The 19,898-nt window shown below is 52.9% G+C and carries 20 protein-coding genes and 2 pseudogenes; 14 read left to right on the top strand and 8 right to left on the bottom strand.

What is annotated here, in order from left to right; all coding sequences use genetic code 11:
- Positions 1-34: 34 nt before the first annotated feature.
- The gene (locus tag IE054_RS04120; RefSeq protein WP_189403820.1) at positions 35-454 is read right to left on the bottom strand and encodes a VOC family protein; all 420 of its coding nucleotides are present in this window, start codon (positions 452-454) and stop codon (positions 35-37) included.
- Between the two features lie 198 nt (positions 455-652).
- Between IE054_RS04120 and soxR the strand changes: the two genes are divergently transcribed.
- Positions 653-1,114 carry a redox-sensitive transcriptional activator SoxR gene (soxR, locus tag IE054_RS04115; RefSeq protein ID WP_189403819.1) on the top strand — a complete coding sequence of 154 codons (462 nt, stop codon included), beginning with the start codon at positions 653-655 and terminating at the stop codon, positions 1,112-1,114.
- Between the two features lie 106 nt (positions 1,115-1,220).
- On the opposite strand, the gene IE054_RS04110 is transcribed toward soxR, so the two are convergent.
- Positions 1,221-1,646 (bottom strand): hypothetical protein, encoded by a 426-nt coding sequence (locus tag IE054_RS04110; protein ID WP_189403818.1) that lies wholly within the window; start codon positions 1,644-1,646, stop codon positions 1,221-1,223.
- Positions 1,647-1,813: 167 nt separating this feature from the next.
- Between IE054_RS04110 and IE054_RS04105 the strand changes: the two genes are divergently transcribed.
- The 9 genes from IE054_RS04105 (at position 1,814) to IE054_RS04065 (ending at position 12,921) form a co-directional block, all read left to right on the top strand.
- Positions 1,814-4,153, top strand: coding sequence for a TonB-dependent receptor (locus IE054_RS04105; protein ID WP_189403817.1), 2,340 nt, complete (start codon positions 1,814-1,816; stop codon positions 4,151-4,153).
- Between the two features lie 23 nt (positions 4,154-4,176).
- Positions 4,177-6,327 carry a dihydrolipoyl dehydrogenase family protein gene (locus tag IE054_RS04100; RefSeq protein ID WP_189403816.1) on the top strand — a complete coding sequence of 717 codons (2,151 nt, stop codon included), beginning with the start codon at positions 4,177-4,179 and terminating at the stop codon, positions 6,325-6,327.
- On the top strand, positions 6,311-7,135 hold the full coding sequence (locus IE054_RS04095) for a DUF547 domain-containing protein (protein ID WP_189403815.1): 825 nt from the start codon (positions 6,311-6,313) through the stop codon (positions 7,133-7,135). Before IE054_RS04100 ends, IE054_RS04095 begins: the two co-directional genes overlap by 17 nt.
- 67 nt (positions 7,136-7,202) lie before the next feature.
- On the top strand, positions 7,203-8,342 hold the full coding sequence (locus IE054_RS04090) for an ABC transporter substrate-binding protein (RefSeq protein ID WP_229805029.1): 1,140 nt from the start codon (positions 7,203-7,205) through the stop codon (positions 8,340-8,342).
- A complete protein-coding gene (locus IE054_RS04085; protein ID WP_229805001.1) occupies positions 8,339-10,084 on the top strand; it encodes an ABC transporter permease in 1,746 nt (581 codons plus the stop codon). Before IE054_RS04090 ends, IE054_RS04085 begins: the two co-directional genes overlap by 4 nt.
- Positions 10,081-10,716: an ATP-binding cassette domain-containing protein gene (locus IE054_RS04080; RefSeq protein WP_189403813.1), complete on the top strand. Its 636-nt coding sequence runs from the start codon at positions 10,081-10,083 to the stop codon at positions 10,714-10,716. The genes IE054_RS04085 and IE054_RS04080 overlap by 4 nt, the downstream gene beginning before the upstream one ends.
- 1 nt (position 10,717) lies before the next feature.
- Positions 10,718-11,344, top strand: coding sequence for a CDP-alcohol phosphatidyltransferase family protein (locus tag IE054_RS04075; protein ID WP_189403812.1), 627 nt, complete (start codon positions 10,718-10,720; stop codon positions 11,342-11,344).
- On the top strand, positions 11,337-12,143 hold the full coding sequence (locus tag IE054_RS04070) for a sterol desaturase family protein (protein ID WP_189403811.1): 807 nt from the start codon (positions 11,337-11,339) through the stop codon (positions 12,141-12,143). The genes IE054_RS04075 and IE054_RS04070 overlap by 8 nt, the downstream gene beginning before the upstream one ends.
- Before the next feature lie 70 nt (positions 12,144-12,213).
- Positions 12,214-12,921: a DUF1499 domain-containing protein gene (locus IE054_RS04065; RefSeq protein WP_189404721.1), complete on the top strand. Its 708-nt coding sequence runs from the start codon at positions 12,214-12,216 to the stop codon at positions 12,919-12,921.
- 119 nt (positions 12,922-13,040) lie between these two features.
- Here IE054_RS04065 and IE054_RS04060 read toward each other — a convergent pair whose 3' ends face one another.
- Together IE054_RS04060 and IE054_RS04055 are read right to left on the bottom strand one after the other, a co-directional pair.
- A complete protein-coding gene (locus IE054_RS04060; RefSeq protein ID WP_189403810.1) occupies positions 13,041-13,664 on the bottom strand; it encodes an HD domain-containing protein in 624 nt (207 codons plus the stop codon).
- Between the two features lie 11 nt (positions 13,665-13,675).
- Positions 13,676-14,800: a TauD/TfdA family dioxygenase gene (locus tag IE054_RS04055; protein ID WP_229805000.1), complete on the bottom strand. Its 1,125-nt coding sequence runs from the start codon at positions 14,798-14,800 to the stop codon at positions 13,676-13,678.
- A 99-nt stretch (positions 14,801-14,899) separates the two neighbouring features.
- Between IE054_RS04055 and IE054_RS04050 the strand changes: the two genes are divergently transcribed.
- On the top strand, positions 14,900-15,802 hold the full coding sequence (locus tag IE054_RS04050; protein ID WP_189403809.1) for a LysR substrate-binding domain-containing protein: 903 nt from the start codon (positions 14,900-14,902) through the stop codon (positions 15,800-15,802).
- Between the two features lie 104 nt (positions 15,803-15,906).
- Positions 15,907-16,440, top strand: a pseudogene (locus tag IE054_RS04045) (transposase); the annotation flags it as partial.
- 57 nt (positions 16,441-16,497) lie between these two features.
- Here IE054_RS04045 and IE054_RS04040 read toward each other — a convergent pair.
- From IE054_RS04040 to IE054_RS04025, 4 genes are all read right to left on the bottom strand, one after another.
- Positions 16,498-17,250, bottom strand: a complete 753-nt coding sequence (locus IE054_RS04040) for a hypothetical protein (RefSeq protein WP_189403808.1) — start codon at positions 17,248-17,250, stop codon at positions 16,498-16,500.
- Between the two features lie 25 nt (positions 17,251-17,275).
- Positions 17,276-17,464: a hypothetical protein gene (locus IE054_RS04035; protein WP_189403807.1), complete on the bottom strand. Its 189-nt coding sequence runs from the start codon at positions 17,462-17,464 to the stop codon at positions 17,276-17,278.
- Positions 17,465-18,121: 657 nt separating this feature from the next.
- Positions 18,122-18,589 carry a type II toxin-antitoxin system YhaV family toxin gene (locus IE054_RS04030; protein ID WP_189403806.1) on the bottom strand — a complete coding sequence of 156 codons (468 nt, stop codon included), beginning with the start codon at positions 18,587-18,589 and terminating at the stop codon, positions 18,122-18,124.
- A 2-nt stretch (positions 18,590-18,591) separates the two neighbouring features.
- Complete coding sequence (locus tag IE054_RS04025) at positions 18,592-18,921, bottom strand: type II toxin-antitoxin system PrlF family antitoxin (RefSeq protein ID WP_189403805.1); 330 nt, start codon at positions 18,919-18,921, stop codon at positions 18,592-18,594.
- Positions 18,922-19,066: 145 nt separating this feature from the next.
- Between IE054_RS04025 and IE054_RS04020 the strand changes: the two are divergent.
- Positions 19,067-19,321: pseudogene (locus IE054_RS04020) on the top strand (DDE-type integrase/transposase/recombinase); the annotation flags it as partial.
- Positions 19,322-19,784: 463 nt separating this feature from the next.
- A partial coding sequence (locus IE054_RS04015; protein WP_189403804.1) for a transposase occupies positions 19,785-19,898 on the top strand: 114 nt, incomplete at its 3' end.

Below are 19,898 nucleotides of genomic sequence, written 5' to 3'. Positions count from 1 at the left end.
GCCATTGCGATCCTCAGGACTGGCTTCACACACCTTATCCATACAGATTCCGCTGCGCCGGTATATCGCTGTGATATTCGACAAATTCTACTTCAAACCCGTCAGGGTCCAGAAAATAGATATTGCTGCGATGGGGGTCGTCACTGCCTTGTTTCGCGGGCACAAACCCAGCTTGCTCAAGTCTTTCGATGACCGCCTGAAGGTTACTGGTGACAAAAGCAAAATGCGCCAGACCAAGGCGGTTTGACGTTAGGTCACGGTTTTCACCGATGCCGCCATCGTTGAGTGTCAGGTACTGGTAAGCATCACCAAAGTGCAGCCAGTTGCGGGGGGGGCCGTACCAGTCGGCTTTACCTTCACCACGGATATTCCAGTGCGGAAACGCGGCGCGATAAAACCGCAGGCTGCGCTCAATATCGCGTACGACCAAATTCAGATGTTCAAGGTGCATCATGGCAAATCTCCTTACTTAAAGTACATCGTCTGATTGGTCAGACGGAAATAGCACTTCAGGAACGCTCTCACGGTGAAGCGGGCCTGGTATGCCGAATTGTGCAGATAGCTACGTTTCATTTTTTATTTCTCCTTTTGCTAGTCTCAGTAGTAGACTAAAACCTCAACCTAAGTTGAGATAAAGGACTTTTTTACTATTATGAAATCACAGGAATTCAGCGTGGGGCAGGTAGCTGCACGCAGTGGTGTGGCGGTATCTGCGCTGCATTTTTATGAAAGAAAAGGTCTGATTACTGCCGGTCGAAATGCAGGCAACCGGCGCCGCTATGGGGCTGATGTATTACGGCGTGTGGCTGTGATTAAAGCTGCGCAAAAAATGGGGATCACGCTCTCTGAAATTCAGCAGGCCTTTTCCGCGCTGCCCAGACACCGTGCACCGGATAAAAAGGACTGGCAGCAACTGTCCTCCGCATGGCATCAGCAGCTCAGTGAGCGTATTGATTATTTGCAACGGCTAAGGGACTCACTCACTGGCTGTATTGGTTGCGGGTGTTTATCAATGCACAAATGCCCAATGTACAATGCAGATGATAAGCTGGCCGCGCAGGGACCGGGGCCGGTCCTGCTGGATCGACCCATTAATGCTTCCCAAAAATCCTGAGCGGCCAGTCATGCCAGGGGCGAGCCGCCATAACATCTCGCCGATGCGGGACTACTCGCCACTGCAACACCTTGTACTGCGAAACCAGGGAAGGACGCCGTCAGCGTCACTTACCTAAAGCAAACCGGGTGTCGGCATCGCGCAGCAGGTACAGCGCAAAACATGCGCCCCACATCGGCCAGGCAGCAAAAAACAGCAGATTGTTGAAGGCATCTATATACTGCGGGAATGATGACAGCGTCGACAGGCCATGCAGTACAAACACTAACCCGTAGGTCACGCGCTTAAACAGCCCAGCAACAAACGCCAGTACCAGCAGCAGCTGCACCGCACCCAGGACGAATATGGCCGTTTCAGGCACGCCGCCAATGCCGTAAAACGCTTCAAATATTTTGGCGCCGTGCGCCGGATTGACAAATTTATCCAGCGTCCAGACAAACATCACGATGAATACTGTCAGGCGCAGCACCAGTAGCGCCCAGGATAGCCGTCCGGTAATGTTGTCAGAAAGCGTGTCGGGTTGTTTTTGCATATAAATGCCTCGCTATTACGTATGCTATTAAAATAAGTGTAAGAGAAGAACGGACAAGCGTGCTTTTTATTTCAAAGAGTTAAGGAAGATACAAATAACTGATACGTTGAAATAAATAGCGCGGTGTTCCGGTCATAGTCGGCACAGAAACCCGCAGGTAAGAAGTAATGAAACCACGATCCGCCTCTATTGTCTTGTGTGCACAGCTATTCGCCGCCGCGACCGTGGCCGCTCAGCAGCCAGAAGACATCGAGGTTGTTGAAGTAAAAGGCAGCAAGCAGTCGGCCGATACGCTGAACCCAGGCGACAATATTCTGGACGGGGTTTTTGGTGCCGGTCTGTCAGCATCGGATACCCCGCGCTCGGTCACATCCTTTTCCGAAGAGCTGATGGACGCGCTGAATGTGAATACGCTGCATGATATTGTCAAGGCTGCCCCCAATACCTACGCATCAAGCGGGTTCGGCACACCCAGTCTGCCAAGTGTTCGCGGTCAGCTCGGTGAGCTGTTTCAGGACGGCGTGCGCCGTCAGGCGGGCAATAACGGCTTTGGGCTGCCGCTGTCATTTAACAGTGTCACACAGATCGATGTGGTGAAAGGCCCTTCGCCGGTTCTGTTTGGCAGTACGCAAAGAAACGGTGGGTTTGTTAACCTGCAAACCAAGCGTGCCCCGCTGACAGGCAGCGGCGGTGATATTACCCTGCGCGCGGGCCGCTGGGATCAGTATTCGATGCAGGTCGATTATGGCAGGGCTATCGACGAAGGCCATCATGGCATTCGCGTCAGTGCCGAATGGCTCGATCACGGCAGTTATTTTGACTTTGCCCACCAGCAAAGCGAAAACCTGTTTATTGCGTATCGTTATGCACCAGATGCACAGACCGAGTGGGATGTCAGCGCCGAATACTATGATGCCGAGTATCCTGACATTGCCGGAATTAACCGACCGACTCAGGATTTGATCGACAAGGGGGTGTACATTACCGGTCAGGGTGTGCAACCAAACGGCAGTATGGTTCCAGGTGCCGGTGCAATTATTTCGCCCACCGGTGAGGTAGTCATTCCGCGCAACCGTGTCTTCACTCACCCGGATGACATCAACGGCGCGGACACCCTGATAGTACGCAGTGACTTTTCACGTGAGGTGAGTGAGTCTTTGCTAGTGCGCAATACCAGTTATTTACAGCAGCTCAGCCGCGAGGAAATCGCCCGTAACAGCTTTGTTGAAATTATTGACGACGCGGTGACCTTTGAAAACCGCACCGAACTGGATATCCAGCTTAGCGATACGCAGCTGACCACGGTCGGTCTGGCGGTGCGCTACAATTCAGTGCTGGGCTATAGCCAGTTTACCACCGAAGCCGATAACCCGGTGGATCTGACCGGCCCGCTCAGCAACCGCGAAATACCGCTAAGCGACGCGCAACAAGCCCGGCTGATTGAGCTGCGCCCGGGTGTATTTGTGTCGCCTGGTAGCCAGTATGACCTGGACGGCGACGGCAGTGGCGACTTTAACCTGTCGGATACCACCGACTCCACCAGCTGGCAGACCGGCCTGATTGTGCAGCAACGCTCGCAGTGGACACAGGCGTTTTCCACCATTGCCGGTGCGCGCGTAGACTACTACGACGTGACCGCGCACGATCCCCTCGCGCCAGAGGGTGTTGTGGCGGCGTCTGATTCTCACTCCGACACGCTGACCACCTACCAGCTTAGTGCCACCTATGCGCTGACCCCGGCGCTAAACCTGTATGCCGCGGTAGCCGATAACGATGCCACCTCAAACAGCATGGGCGGTGGCACGGCCCTCACCGCTGATGGCAAGATTAACCCGCTGAACTTTGCGACCGAAAATACGTTATATGAAGTGGGACTGAAATACGCGCCACAGGAAAACTGGTATGCCGAGGTGTCGGCCTTTGACCAGACCCGCAGCCTGCGCAACCGCGATGGCAGTAACAGTGGCGTTGCCACCCGTGGTGTGGAGTTGCAGTTGTTTTATCAGGGCGACGCCTTTTACCTTAATGCCGGCTACAGCTACCTCGATGCGCGGTTTGACAATTCGGCCGCGTTTCAGGGCACCCGTCAGGTGCGCGACGCCTTTGACAGCAGCCGACCCGATATCATAAACGGCACCGGTGTCGGTTCGCCGTCGTTTACGGTATTTTCGCCGTCAGACACCCAAATCCAGGGGATCCCACCGCAAATTGTGTCAGTCAATGGTGGCTGGACTGTGACCGATGCCCTGCAGGTCGGCGCGTCAGCGCTGTATACCAAGTCGTTTCCACTGGATTTTCTGGCCACTGTAAAGATACGCGACCAGATAAACCTGGATGTATTTGCCGATTACCGCCTCAGTGAGGCGCTGCGCGCACGGCTGGATGTTGTCAATGTAACCGACGAAGAAAACTGGCAGCCTGTGTTTGAGGGCGGGTATTTTGGCGCTACCCTGGCCATGCCTAAGCTGCCTCGCCACGCGCGGCTGACAGTTCGCTACGCGTTTTAGCTTAATGTAACGGAGCCCCCACGATGATAAAAAAACTCGCGCTGATAGCGTTAATTGCCGTTACGGTTGGCGGTTATTTTTACTTTGACCTCAACACATATCTCAGCCTGGAGGGAATGAAGTCCCAGCTAGGCGAATTTCGTACCGAAATCGACAACAACCCGCTGATCAGTGCCGCCATTTTCTTTGTGGCATACGTTGTCATCACGGCGCTTTCGCTGCCCGGCGCGGCGATCCTGACGCTGGGAGCCGGTGCGCTGTTCGGGCTGGGAATGGGCCTGTTGCTCGCCTCATTTGCATCGAGCATCGGCGCTACGCTGGCCTTTATTGTATCGCGCTTTATTTTGCGCGACACCGTGAAAAGCAAGTTTGGCGACAAGCTCAGGAAAATCGACGAGGGCGTGGAAAAACAAGGCGCGTTTTATCTGTTTACCCTGCGCCTGGTCCCGGTTTTCCCGTTTTTCCTTATCAACCTGCTGATGGGACTCACCAGTATCCGCACCTGGACGTTTTACTGGGTCAGCCAGGTGGGTATGCTGGCTGGCACCTTTGTGTATGTGAATGCCGGCACCCAGCTGGCGCAAATCGACAGCGTCTCAGGGATCCTGTCGTTTGATCTTATCCTCTCTTTTGTCCTGCTTGGTTTGTTTCCGTGGATTGCCAAAGGCATTGTGGCGCTGGTTAACCGGCGTCGTGTGTATAAGGGGTACACCCGTCCTAAGTCATTTGACCGCAACCTGGTAGTGATTGGCGCCGGTGCCGGCGGTCTGGTGACCAGCTACATTGCCGCCGCAGTAAAAGCCAAAGTCACGCTGGTTGAAGCCGGAGAAATGGGCGGTGACTGCCTGAACTACGGCTGCGTGCCCAGCAAAGCACTGATTAAATCGGCCAGGGTAGCGCATGACATGCGCCATGCTGACCACTACGGCCTGAACACCGCTGAGCCCGCTGTGCCGTTCAAACGTGTGATGCAGCGCATTCACGACATCATTGCCACGATTGCGCCTAACGACAGCGTTGAGCGCTACACCGAGCTTGGGGTTGATGTTAAAAAAGGCTATGCGCGTATTCTTGATCCCTGGCGGGTGGAAGTAACCCACGACAACGGCGATGTGGAAACCCTGACCACCCGCAGCATTGTGGTAGCTACCGGCGCGCGCCCATTCGTCCCCTCACTGCCGGGCATTGATGACAGCGGATATGTGACCTCCGACACCCTGTGGTCAGCGTTTGCCGAACGCGACACCACGCCGCAGCGCCTTATTGTGCTGGGCGGCGGACCGATTGGCTGTGAGCTGGCACAGGCCTTTGCGCGTCTGGGCAGCCAGGTGACGCTGGTGGAACGGGAAACGCAGTTAATGGGGCGCGAAGATAGCGATGTCGCCAGCTTTGTGCTCACCGAGCTTGAGCAGAGCGGAGTAACCGTACTGACCGACCACAATGCCGAGCGGTTTGAGCGCAATGACCAGGATCGTCAGCTGGTGGTAAGCCACAACGGCAACGAATCGGTTATTGGGTACGACGAGGTGATTGTGGCGGTTGGCCGGCAGGCACGTCTGGAAGGTTTTGGGCTGGAAGAGCTTGGCATAAAGTGTGAACGCACCATCGAGACCAACGAACTGCTACAAACCCGCTTTCCCAATATTTACGCCGCCGGCGATGTGGTAGGCCCGTATCAGTTTACGCATGTGGCCGCACATCAGGCATGGTATGCGTCAGTGAATGCGCTGTTTGGCACATTTAAATCCTTTAAAGTGGACTATCGGGTGATCCCCTGGACCACGTTTATTGATCCGGAAGTCGCCCGGGTTGGGATTAGCGAAACCGACGCCAGCAACCAGAATATTGATGTCGAGATAACCCGTTATGAATTTGCCGAGCTGGACAGGGCAGTGACCGATAGTGCGCGCAAGGGCTTTATTAAGGTGCTGACCCCACCCGGTAAGGATACCATTTTAGGCGTCACCGTAGTGGCGGAGCACGCCGGCGATCTGCTGTCAGAGTTTGTTCTGGCCATGAAACACGGACTCGGCCTCAACAAAATTCTCGGCACCATTCATGCCTACCCGACCTGGGCGGAAGGCGCGAAGTATACGGCAGGGAACTGGAAACGCGCCAACCAGCCAGAAAAGCTCCTGCAACTGGTAGAGAAATACCATGCCTGGCGCCGCTAGTCTGGGAATGAGGGCAGCGCGCACAGGCGCGCTGTTTGCGTTATTCATCGGCATCCTGATCGCACCGGCTAAAGCGGCAGATGACCACCATGCAATCTGGCACCGCCTGTTGCAGGCGCACGTGAAACCGGTGAGTGATGGCAACAGCACCGCGGTAGACTACGCCGGTATGCGCGCCAGCCGCGACCAGCTTGACCGCTATTTATCCGCGTTAGCACAGGTCTCCAAAGCCGACTTTGAGCGCTGGTCCGAGCCGGCGCAGCTGGCCTTTTTAATCAATGCCTACAATGCCCACACCGTCGCGCTGATTCTTACCGCCTACCCGGATCTGGATTCCATTCGCGAATTGGGCGGCTGGTTTTCCTCCCCCTGGGAACAGGCCATTGCACCGCTGCTTGGCAAGACCCGCACCCTGGATGACATTGAGCACGAAATGATCCGTGAGCACTACCATGAACCACGTATTCACTTTGCGGTGAACTGTGCAAGCATTGGCTGCCCGGCGCTGCGCCGTGAAGCCTATACCGGCGATGCGTTAGAGCAGCAACTAAGCGATCAGACCCGGCAGTTTCTGCGTGATCGCAGCCGAAACCGGATTGAGGGCAACACCCTGCGAGTATCAAAAATTTTCAACTGGTATGGCGACGACTTTACCACCGGCTGGCGCGGTATCGACAGCCTGTCGGCATTCCTGGCTCGCTACCGCGACGCACTGGGGCTGACCGATGCACAAACGCAGGCGCTGCGCAGTGGTGAACTGGACATTGGCTTTTTACCCTACGACTGGGCACTCAATGACACGCGGTAGACAGGTACAGCGTTGCTCGACGCGGGGAACTGCGCATCAGTGGCTTAGCGTCATCTTGGCCGTGGTTATGCTGGCCCCCTTTTCTGTCTGGGCGCAAACCGGCCCCACGGTGCATTTTCATGCCTGGGGTGGCAGCGCGCAGGTGAACAGTTACCTGTCATGGGTCAGTGAACAGGTTGCCGCCCGGCATGGCATTACACTGAAACACGTTAAGCTGGCCGACACCAGTGACGCAGTATCCCGTGTACTGGCCGAGAAAGCGGCTGGCAATCACACCCGTGGCAGTGTCGATCTTATCTGGATCAACGGCGAGAACTTCGCTGCCATGGACAGACATGATCTGCTGCTGTCAGACTGGGTCGCATCACTGCCGAACTTTGCTCTGACCAACCCGTCAGCCAACCCGGCCATGGTCACCGATTTTGGTTTGCCTACCCGGGGTCAGGAGGCACCGTGGGGCAAAGCGGCGCTGGTGTTTTACTACAACGCCCGCTATGTAGACAGCCCACCGCAATCACTGCCTGAATTACTGACCTTCGCCCGGCGCTATCCGGGCAGGTTTACCTATCCGCTTCCCACCGACTACCTTGGGGTGAGTTTTCTCAAATATGCCCTGATGTCGCTACATCAGGGCGACCATGCTGTGTTCAACCAGCCAGTCAGCCAGATTAATTTTGACCGCCTCACCGCGCCGCTCTGGGCATTTTTAGACGCGCTGCATCCGCTGATGTGGCGACAGGGCGATTACGCGGTACGCCAGGCGTCTGAGCTGCAGCGTCTGATGAGCGGCGGCGATTTGCTGCTGGCGTTTTCGTTTACCGCCGCGGAAATCCCCAGTGCCGTGGCCCGCTTCGATTTACCCCCGACCATCCGCACCTACGCCATGCAGGATGGCAGTCTGGGTAATGTACACTTTATTGGGATCCCGTATAACACGTCGGTGCCTGACGCAGCAAAAACCGTGGTCAATTTTCTGCTGTCACCCCGCGCTCAGGCCGAAAAACAGAAAACCGCGGTGTGGGGCGATCAGACTGTACTGGATCTGCAGTTATTGTCCGAGGCCGAGCGTGCTGCCTTCCAGCCTGAGTCCCCCTCGCCCGCAGCTTTGCCCGCAGATGCCTTTTCCGCCATCCTGCCCGAACCCCATGCGAGCTGGACCGATGCCCTGCGCGAGGCCTGGTTTGCGCGCTACGGGCAGCGGTTATGATGACCCGTTTTGAACGCCTTACTATTGGACTGCGGGCTGGTTTGCTGGTGCTACTGGCACTGCCTGTCACAGCCGGGCTGGTGGGCGTGTTGCTGCCGGCGCTGGGCTACCTGCCCGCCCTTGGTCAGTCTGCATGGTCATTGTCGGCATTTCGTGCCCTGTTTGATTATGCAGGGGTAACTACCATGATGTGGCTGTCACTGAGTACCGGATTAGCCGCCACCTGTATTGCACTTTGCGGCGCACTGGCACTGGTCGCCGTGTTTCATCAGCAGCGCTGGTTACAGCAGATCCAGCGCTGGCTAAGCCCATTACTGGTGTTGCCTCATGCCGCCGCGGCCATTGCCCTGTTGTTCGTGCTCTCACCCTCGGGGCTTCTGGCGCGGCTTGTCTATGCGGGAGAGTCCGGCGCGCTGCCGCCGCAGTGGGGGGTGCCCTATGATGCCCACGGTATTTCGATTATTCTTGCGCTGGCACTAAAAGAGCTGCCGTTTTTGTTTTTAATGGTGCTAAGCGTGCTGTCACAGCCGCAGATGGCTGCCCGGGTTGCGGGCTACCGCAAAGTCACCCAATCACTCGGCTATGCCCCGGTAACGGGCTTTATAACGATTATACTGCCAATACTTTACCCGCATTTGCGCCTGCCGGTACTGGCCGTGCTGGCGTATGCCACCGCCAATGTCGAGGTGCCGCTGATCCTGGGGCCAAACAATCCCCCCACTCTGGCCGTGGCAGTGGTGCACTGGTTTAATCACGTCGACTTGTCCCTGCGTTTTCAGGCTGCCGCCGCAGCCATTGTCCAGGTGGGGGTTACCCTTACTGCCGTAATACTTTGGCTGGTCGCTGAGCGACTGATTGCGTTACTCTGGCGCCGCCGGTCCATGCAGGGCAGGCGGCACTCCGGCGTTATCAGTATAACCGCCATGGCCTGGCTTACACTGCTCAGTGTTATCCTGGCCGGCATAACAATGCTGGGCAGTACCGTATCGTGGTCACTGGCGACCTACTGGCCGTTTCCGGCACTGCTCCCCGACGCCCTGACGCTGCAGCACTGGCAAACCGGTCTACCAGAGATGGCCGCGCCGCTGCGCAATACCCTCGCGCTGGGCCTGGCGGTGAGTGTCACCGCCGTCAGTGTGGTGCTGCTTGCACTGGAAGGCCAGCAGGCACTGCGCTGGCACGCCCGGCATCGGTGGCTGCACATCGACGCGGTGATACTGCCAGCCACCCTGTACTTACCGCTGCTGGTCCCCGGCGTGGCCTTTCTGTTTGGTCTGGTGTGGTTTCAGCAGGTTTACTTTGCCGATGTCGTATGGCTGCCGGTTTACATCAGCCACTTACTCTATGTTCTTCCTTACGCGTACATCGCGCTGGCGGTGCCCTATCAGCGGTTTGATCAGCGCTATGTGCAGGTGGCGTACGGGCTGGGCAAGTCACCGCTGGCTGTGTTCCTGCACGTTAAGTTGCCGTTACTGTTTGCACCGGTTCTGGTGGCACTGGCGCTGGGGCTGGCGATAAGCTTTAGTCAGTACTTACCTACCCTACTGCCCGGCGGTGGCCGCCTGCCAACCGTCACTACAGAAGCGGTTGCTATGGCCAGTGGCAGCAGCCGGCGGTTGAGCGCTGTGTATGTACTGGTGCAGACCGCTCTGCCGCTGCTTGCCTTTGTTCTGGCCTGGTGGCTGCCTGGGCGCATATTCAACCCGGCGGCGCGCCACACAGTCAAGGAGTCAAAATTATGAGTCTGGCATTACAGCAATTGCGTATCTACCGCCATGATACCTGCATGCTCAGTCTGGATTGTTGCATTGCGCCCGGCGAGGTCGTGTCGGTGACGGGGCCATCGGGCAGCGGCAAGTCAACCTTGCTCAATGTCGTGATGGGGTTGCAGGAGTTACCATTTAGGTATGACGGTGAAATTATGCTTAACGGCAAGCCGCTTGATGCCGTTGCGCCCCATAAAAGAAACCTGGGTATGCTGTATCAGGATCCGCTTTTGTTTGAACATTTAACCGCAGGCGAAAACATTGCGTTTGCCGTGCCGCCGGCGGCACGTCGCGGGCAGACGAAGACCGCACTGCGCGATTCCATTACCGCACAACTGGATAAGGTCGGACTGGGCGATCTCTACACCCGGCCCGTACAAACACTGTCAGGAGGCCAGCAGGCCCGCGTGGCGCTGCTACGAACGCTGGCTTCGAAGCCGCAGGCGGTATTGCTGGACGAACCGTTCAGCAAGCTGGATACCACTCGTCGTGCGCAGATCCGTGACTGGGTGTTTGCAACACTGCGTGAACAGCAACTGCCAGCGCTGCTGGTAACCCATGACAATGATGACGTTCGCGCTGCCGGTGGCAGGATAATCGAGGTATAGCATGTTAGATGCGACAATCACCCCATTCATTAAACCCTTGTTCAGACCAGTGGTCACGCGGCTGGACAAACTTGGTATAACGCCGGATCAGGTCACGCTGGCGGGTTTTTTCATCGGCCTGCTGGCCATGCCAATGATCATTGCCACCTGGTGGACTGCGGCGCTGGTATGTATCGCCCTCAACCGACTTTGTGACGGCATTGACGGCGAACTGGCGCGCTACCAGCACACCAGTAGCAGTGCCGGTGGTTACCTGGATATTTGCCTGGACTTTTTATTCTACGCATCCATTCCCCTCGCGTTTGGAATTGCCGACCCGGTAAACTGGGGCGTGCCTGCGCTGGTATTGCTGACGGCATTTATTGGTACCGGTAGCAGCTTTCTGGCTTTTGCGGTGGCCGCGGAGAAATACCAGATTGACCGGCCGCAATTTGCGCACAAAAGTTTTTACTACATGCAGGGGCTGACCGAAGGCACCGAAACCATTATTGCCTTTGTGGTGTTTTGTTTATGGCCGCAGCACTTTGCGATGCTCGCCTATATATTTGCCGGCGCGTGTGCCATTACCATTGTAACCCGGATTGCGGGTGGCTACCGGACACTGAAAGCGGTGCAAACGCATGGATGACACCAGCTTTATCCGGCTTGGGGTGTTTGCCGGTGTATTTGTAACAATGGCAGCGCTGGAAGCCTGGTTGCCCGCGCGTCGCGCAGCGCTGCGCAAACGCACGCGCTGGCAGGGCAACCTGGCCATGGTAGTACTGGGTGCACTGGCCGCGCGGGTAGTACTGCCAGCCACGCTGGCAGGGGTGGCCATGTGGGCCGGTGATCAGTCAGTTGGGCTGTTTAACCAGATAAGCGTGCATCCGTTTGTTGCCGTAGCCCTGAGTATGTTGCTGTTAGATGTGGCGATTTACTGGCAGCACCGGTTGTTTCATGCTGTACCCCTGCTGTGGCGCCTGCACAAAGTACACCATGCCGACAGCCACACTGATACAACGACCGGCCTGCGTTTTCATCCGCTTGAAATTGTGCTGAGTCTGTTTGTGAAAGCGGCGGTCATCATTCTACTTGGCGCCCCTGTGATGGCGGTACTGATCTTTGAAATTGCCCTGAACGCCTTTTCGATATTTAACCATGCCAATATCCGCCTGCCACAACGCTGGGATGATCGGCTGGCACTGGTGCTTATTACGCAGCGCTTACACCGCATCCATCACAGTCAGCACAGCCGAGAAACCAACCGCAATTTTGGCTTCAGCGTGACCTGGTGGGACAGGCTGTTTGGCAGCTACACGCCACGCGCTGCGCAGTCCGACGAAATGCTGGATATTGGCCTGAAGGAATATCCGCCGTCCTCGTCGTCTGCCGGTATACTGGCGTTGCTGTCAATGCCATTTAAGCCCGGTAAAACCAAATCAGATTAATCCGCATTGCCGTGACAACATGATAACGGTACTGTATTTCAACTACTTAACACGAGAAGAAAAAACAATGATGAAAAAAATTAGCAGTTTACTCAGCCTCGTTGGTTTTTTGATGGTGGTGTTGCCCGGACCACTGTATCAGTTTGCCGGCTTAGGGCTGGGTACCGCCTTTACCTTAATTCGCTACGGTTTGTTTGTGGCCGGTGCAGCATTGATTGTGATGATCCTGCAGATCCTGATTAACCGTAAATCGGTGGACTGGGCCAACCTGTCAGTGTTTGCCATTCTGGCGCTCATCGCCGTATACATGCCACTGAATATGATGGGTAAAGCGTCGGCCGTCCCCCCCATTCACGATATCACCACCGACGTGACCAACCCGCCTGAGTTTGTGGCCGTGGCACCGCTGCGCAAAGATGCGCCTAACCCTGTGAATTACGAAGGCGGCGAGGTCACCAAGCAGCAGCTGGAAGCGTATCCGGAGCTGAAAACCGTCAAACTGGCTCAGCCGGTGGATGAGGTCTATCAGGCAGCCGAAGCTGCGGTGGCGACGCTTGGCTGGAAGCGGGTCACTGACGGCGCCCGGGAGAATACAATTGAAGCCACAGACACCACACTGTGGTTTGGCTTTAAAGACGATGTCGTGATCCGCTTAACGCCTGAAGGCGACAACACCCTGGTTGATGTGCGCAGTAAGTCCCGGGTTGGTAAAAGTGATCTGGGTAAAAACGCTGAACGCATCAATACCTTCATGGAAACGCTCAGAGACGAACTGTAATGCGTATAACGCCGCCTAATCAATAGTAACTGACTGACTTGCTGACGATGCTCAGGCAGGCGGGTTGACACCACCGCGCAGGCGGTGGTGTCCTGAAGCGCGAACCGTGGCCTGCTGGGTTATGCGTTTTCCTGCCCGGACATCGCAATGTCGACAGCGCTTTTTCCCATGGTTTGGTTACCCACATATTTGGGATCAAACGCAGGGCGCGTGAAAATGCGGCGCACCAATGGCTCGAAGTGAGACAGAGGCTTGGTGGGATAATCAGGGTCAAACGATGCCTGATCCCATTTTTCACAAAAATCCACACACGACTGATACCAGGGGTGGTCTTTTAAGTAGTCACGCTCGTTCGGATCGCCGTCGAGATGGTGAGCATAGTAGACATTCTGAAATAGCCCATGCTGATTGATGATCCAGGTGACCTCTGGCCTGACATAAGGGCGTAAAATGGCCGCCGCAAATTGCGCATGATTATGGGGTGCTAAATCGTCGCCTAAGTCATGCACCAGCGCCGCCACCACCAGTTCATCATCAGCGCCATCTGCTTCAGCCCGCGTCGCCGACTGTAATGAATGCTCCAGACGCGAGACCTGATAACCAGACAGCGTGTTTTCCAGTTGCTTGAGGGCGTGCAGAATTCGGTCTGGCAGACCTTTCGCAAAGGCTTCCTCGTGCTTATTCAGAAATAGGTACTCTTCTTTGGTACCGTCTTTCATTTGCGTAAATGATACCGTTTCCATATTACCTCCCATTACTGCGCACGCATTTTTTGTTTTAACAGCTTGTAGCGGCCTTTCGGTGCATCGTAATCAATATACGCACCGTGTAAGTGCCGCAGCCCTTTGTTGGGATCGAAGCCTGTTCTGCCATGTAAAACACGCGTGTTGTGAAACATTTGCAGTTGGCCAGGCTGTAAACAAAACTTCCACTCAAACTCTGGCGAACTCAGCAATTGTCCTAATCGCTTACGCGCTGTATGAAAGGTGATGAGGTCATCATCATTAAGCAGCGGTAAATGATCCAGCCGGGGGCTGTAGGCAATACCCGTGACATTCCCCGATGCATCAGACTCAATAATGGTTCGACGTTCCACTAAATCGACGTCGCTGTCGAAATGTCTGAAGCGCACGGGGATTTCGCAAAGCATTTTGTAACCGTCGGGTAACTCGTGTTTTAGCTGCTTCAATACCGACAGGCTATCGACCAGCGTTGATAACCCTTCTCCCGCCTGGTTTTGCAAACAGTGTAATAACTGAATGCCGGGCATAGGATCGCGGTAGGGGTTGTCGGTGTGAGGGCCAAGCGGCACAGACCGATAGGCTAAGTCGCTTGAATTTGGGCGCGAGTACACTTCAAAAGACTTACCGAAATTGGTTTCTCTTACATGACCAAAAATTTCTGCTACCTCAATCGTCGCATCAAGGTTTTGCGGCACATTATCAACAATGATAACCCCGTAGGTCAGAAATTTTTCGATGCCCTTAATAAGACCTTTATCGGTGTGCAGTGCGTGATAATCCACGTGAAAAACGGCTTTATCAATATCGCTTTTCCAGGGCCTGGGCACTGGCGCACCGTCAAGGTAATCGAAATCGGCATTAAACCGACTCAGATCGTAATCGCCGCTGTAACCGTCGCTAAAGGTTAAACTTGCCTGCATCTCACCTTTCTTTTCCACGTGCGTGAGTGCCAGATCAGCCTCTAACTGATGCGGATCAAACAGGCGGTGCCTGGTGGTCTCATCAACATTTTCACTGTCCTGGCAACGCTCCCGCAGCCACAGTGCAGGTAACGCAATCTCCTGACCATCGATAAAAGCCAGAACGCGCGCGTGTTGCTCATCTATGCGGTAATTGAGTGTTTGAATCTGTTGCACCTTTTGATTTTACCTCTGTGAAGTGTCAGGCTGCGAGTATCTAGCAATTCGCATTAGCACAACACCCGCTAAGGCTTATGGAAAACATGCAAATTCATTATGAAGCAACGCAACGAGTCACCCACACTGCACAGCCTTATTGCCTTTGATGCCACCGTTAAACATGGTTCTATGACGCTTGCAGCTGAAGAGCTGGGTATTAGCCAACCCCTTGTATCACAGAGGATAAGGGCGTTAGAAGAGGTATTGGGTGGGGTATTGATTAACCGGGAAAACAAGCCAACAACCCCCACGCTGGAAGGCACAAAATATCATAATGAAATTGAACGCTCACTGGCGACTATTTTACGGGCAACAGATCGCGCCAGGCATGATTTCAACGACTTCAGAACCAAGATATCGATCAGTGCCTATTTTGGTTTTGCCTTTCACTGGCTGATGCCCAGGTTGCAGCGCTTACAACAGGCTTTTCCCGATTATTTATTTGAAATACAGCCAACAAACAGCTTGTCTGACCTTATTGCTTCGCAGGCCGATATTGTTTTTCATTATTCCAGCGTGGCCGGTAAGTACGAATTTGAGCACATGATGATTGAGGAAGAAGTGTTCCCTGTTTGCTCGCCTGCTCTTGCCAATAAATTAGGCCTGAAAGCGGGACAACAGCTTTCCGATTTAAACGGCCTTCCGTTACTGCACAAGGACGTTGATGATCCGCGCTGGCCAAACTGGAAAAGCTGGTCGAAGGGCGTAAACATTAAACCGCCAACGAATCCCATTGGATTTCGCTATAACAATTTCCCCTTAATTGTTGAGGCGGCCGTAGCGGGCCAGGGCTTATGCCTGGGATGGAAAGGCTTAATTACGTCGTTTATTGAAGATGGAAAACTCATTCCTTTAGGACCGGTTCTTAAATCGCCAGATCGTGGCTATACCCTGTGTTCCAACTACCACTCAACGTACGCTATTGGCAATGTGATTAAGTGGTTGGTGAATGAGGTGTAAGCATTAAAGGCTATCGCCGACACGGCATTACTCAATACTGAAATAGCAAAAGCGGCCTCGTTCGTGCCGGAACCAGTTCGTCACCCTCCGCACGCGAGGGTCACACCAAGCACCACCTGATACTTGCACATTATGTGACGAACAACCCAAGTGACAGGCATCAGCTTGTCCTCATGAGCCAACATGTGCAACAAGTAGTAGGTAAACAAGACATTACCATTCTTGCAGACAGAGGTTACGACGACAGCTCGAGTTTTAAGACTGTTCACGAATCAGGTGTTACGGCAATTGTTCCGAAAATTCGTACTTCGGCCAATCGAAGCAAGGGACTATTTACCAAAGAAGACTTTGTTTATAACAAAGAGAAAGATGTCTATGAATGTCCTGCTGGCAAAGACATCCCGTTTAGCTTTGTTTCAACTGACAAAGGTAAACCGCTACGCGCTTACATGTCGGCCATGGCCTGCAAAAGTTGTGCTATAAAATCACGGTGCACAACTTCAACAGCAGGGAGAAGGATCCGTAGGCTCGATGATGAGGACCATGTTGAGCGGGTTGCCCAAGCTTATAAAAATATGCCAAACGCAATGACTTTAAGGCAACAAACCGTCGAGCATCCCTTCGGCACAGTAAAGCAATGAGCAGGTCAGGTACCACGACAGGACAAACACGTAGAGCGGTTTCGCATTCAGCAGTTATCGACTAAGGCCTATCTGGCGTCGCCCAAGGTGCGGCTTTCTTATATAACGCAGCGTCGGATAGAGCAGGCAACAGGCAGCGACAAAGGCTGCTGCGATGAGCGCCACTTGCGTCGTTGGGGTTTCTGCGAGACTGTTTAGGTATAGCAGTGCCATATTGAAGCTGCCATGCAGACCTGCGACTAATAGCAACCAGAGCGGTCGCCGGGTTTGCCAACAAAAAATAAATAACCAGGCGAAACCATAATGCAGCATGATGCGCGGCAGCGCCGTCACAGCCAGCATGACAATACCCATCGGCGTGTAAAAAGTAACGGCAGATGCACCACCAAGATCGGTGACAGACAATGACAAATAGAGCAATTCGGCGAATGTCGCAATGAGTGGTTCAGCAAACATTCTTGTGTTTTCAATAAGCCCGACTACTAGCGCAAACGCCCACACCGGACTTGCTAGCATCGGCGTCATCATTAACGTTGACGGCCGCAGCGCAGCTGCGCAAAAAAAGAGTAAACAAAAGGCTTTAAGACACTCTTCAGCAAAGCCGAGCAGGAATATAACCGCGTAATTGTGCGTATCTACCCACACCTGAGTGATTGGCGTAAACATGCTGATGATGAACGACAAGGTGAAAAACAACACCAGACTGAGAAACACCTCACCGCCATTCCGACGCCACTGAGAAATAACTGCGCTTAGGCAAAGGACAAAATTCAACAGCCATACTGTCAACAATACTAGCATTGCCATTAGCGCAGTCATTGTAGAGTGTGGGCTACAGGCGATTGTAGGCTGAACTGCGAACCATGCCGTAATCCGCATTAAATGCGCCGCCGATTTCGATATTAAAGGCATCCCAGCTTAGCGTCATCATACCAATATCAAACGAACAACAACTGAGTGTCAGCGCTGCGCCTGTTACATCTTCAATATCCTTATCTGTCAGTTCGGTTAACATATCCATTTGTACCCATCCTATTTGTGCTGTGCGATGTTGCACCCACGCATTTTCAGGCTTTTGGTCGGCAAGAGATACCGGCTATGAGATCAGTTTTTCAAACAGAGAAGTAAAATAGAAATCTTCACTGTCTTCGTTTGCCAAAGGAACTAAACGACTGGTTACGTAGCAAAGTAAAATTAAAATGAGGGCTACAGCGTCAACATCCGTGGTAAAAAAGGCGTCAATCTTTATGGTGTGCCGTTGGCCTAAATGCACTTTGTTGTGCGGGATAATGGCACACTATGGAGATTGCGACACAAGGAAACCATCGCCGGCGCTGAGTCAGAATGACCTGATTTGGCATGGCGTGATCAAATGTTCAACCGTTGAAAACCGATCAGGATGTATAAAAATATACAAAATGCGTAGACAGGCAGATGGTAGTTTCCAAGGCCTATAAAAAATGCCTACAAATATTTCGGATTCATCGATGCTGAGGCTGCGGCGATTATTAGTAAGGCTCGTGCAACGCTGGTACGTTCTCAAGGCTTTAGTGCAAGCAGCAAAGAGCATGAGATACAGGTGTTATTCATTCGGCTATATCGGTCCCTGTACGCGATCCTCGGGGGCGATAAGGGGATATCAAAGCAGTTAACGTAAAACTATCAACTAGCTTTTACGCTACATCTCAGTCTTTTTCGCCTCGTTGAGCATGGCATTCCAATCATTAGGAGGATTACCTGTTTCAATCATTTGAGCGAAGATCTTATAAGCATCACTTTTGCTTTCATATGCGCGTTTACTTTTTTCATCATTCACCCAAGCATAAACAATCACTTTGGATTTAGCGTGATACCTAAAAAACAGTCGGTACTGCTGAAAAAATTTCGCCCTGAACCAGTGCTTGTTATGCGCGCCTAACGTCTTACCCTGCCTATACTCAGGAATTGTTGGATCTTGCGGTATAGTTTCAAATGTGAGCTTGTAAATCGCTGCCAACCGCTTTGTCACATTCTTAGTCTTATATCCTTGTGGGTCTTTTGCTTTAAGTGCCTCTACTTTCTCGCTAAGAGACCGGACCTGCTCGGCAAACAACGGATGTGTGTACAACGTCCATCCATTGACTACAATAGGAATACTTCCTGGCAAATTTATTCATCCTCGTCTGACAAAGGCGCATCCAAGTCAAATTCAACACCAGCTATTAGGTTGCTTACGCTACTTCTAAGCTCTTCACCCAATGGCTGCAATTTTGCTGGATTTTTCTTCATATCATTTTCCAAAAAAGCCAAAAAGTCACCTAATACAGGATCAGCTTCATCTTCGGTGAGTTTAGAAAGTAAGACACTACCATCAGCTTGAATTGAATACTTTATTTTATCTTTTTTTCCAAGGTGCAAAGCTTTGCGCACAGGGCTTGGCACCGTTGTTTGAAAACGATTTGTTAGCGTTGATTCAGTCTCTAATGCCAGATTAGCCATAAGCTACCTCCGAATAATAAGGATAGTAATTTCACTACGCGTTATGCATAAATATAATACGACATGCATGACAATGCAAATGCATTACCTTTATCAAAACAGTCTTTTATCGCTCAACGCTGACGGCTGTGTCTTGTTGTACACATCACGAACCCCGAAGCCTCTGGCGGTTCCGGCTCAGGTCAACCATTACCGGCTGGTCGATGGACTTTATGTGTGAAAGCCTGCAATACGGCAGGCGCGTCAGAACGTTTAATCTGGTGGATGACTTCAACCGTGAAGCGTTAGCCATTGAGATTGATTTAAACCTGCCGTCGCAGCGGGTCTACGTGTGCTGGAACGCGTTGTCGCGTGGCGGGGTTACCCCGCCAAACTACGCATGGATAATGGCAGTGAATTCTGTGATCATGATCTTGTTGCAGAGAAGTTGAAAACGGATATTTACTTCGCCAATCCATATTCGTCATGGGAGCGCGGCTCGTGCAGTTTCACTATAATTTTTTGAAAATTACTCGTAGTCCTGTGTAGTAAACTTCCGTTACACCTTCAAAGCCTGAGTCCATTGAAATATATAGCCATGGCCCTCCTTGGTTGTCCTCGCTGTAGTTAAAGTAAAACTTCTCCTCATTACTAATTGTTTTAGACTCCCAAATCCAGAGTTCTGGATCTAACACGCACGCAGTAGGTAAACCAATGTCTCCTATAAAAACAACTTCGTCTCCTTCACTGCGCCCATTTGCAAAAACTCATCTACGCAATAAAAATGGGGGAAGTTTCATATCCATTCAGAGCATGTCTGAATTGCCACTGATTTCCTAGACACCTCTTAGTTAGATAAACTAACTTCAAACAGAGAGGTGCTCATGAGCGGAAAACGCTACCCCGAAGAATTTAAGCAAGAAGCAGTTAAGCAGGTTGTTGACCGTGGTCATTCTGTCGCAGATGTTGCCAAACGTCTCGATGTCACGACGCACAGC

This window comes from Alteromonas halophila, from assembly GCF_014651815.1.
GTDB lineage: Bacteria > Pseudomonadota > Gammaproteobacteria > Enterobacterales > Alteromonadaceae > Alteromonas > Alteromonas halophila.
The sequence above is the reverse complement of the archived record's forward strand: the minus strand, read 5'-3'. Positions and strand labels throughout refer to the sequence as shown.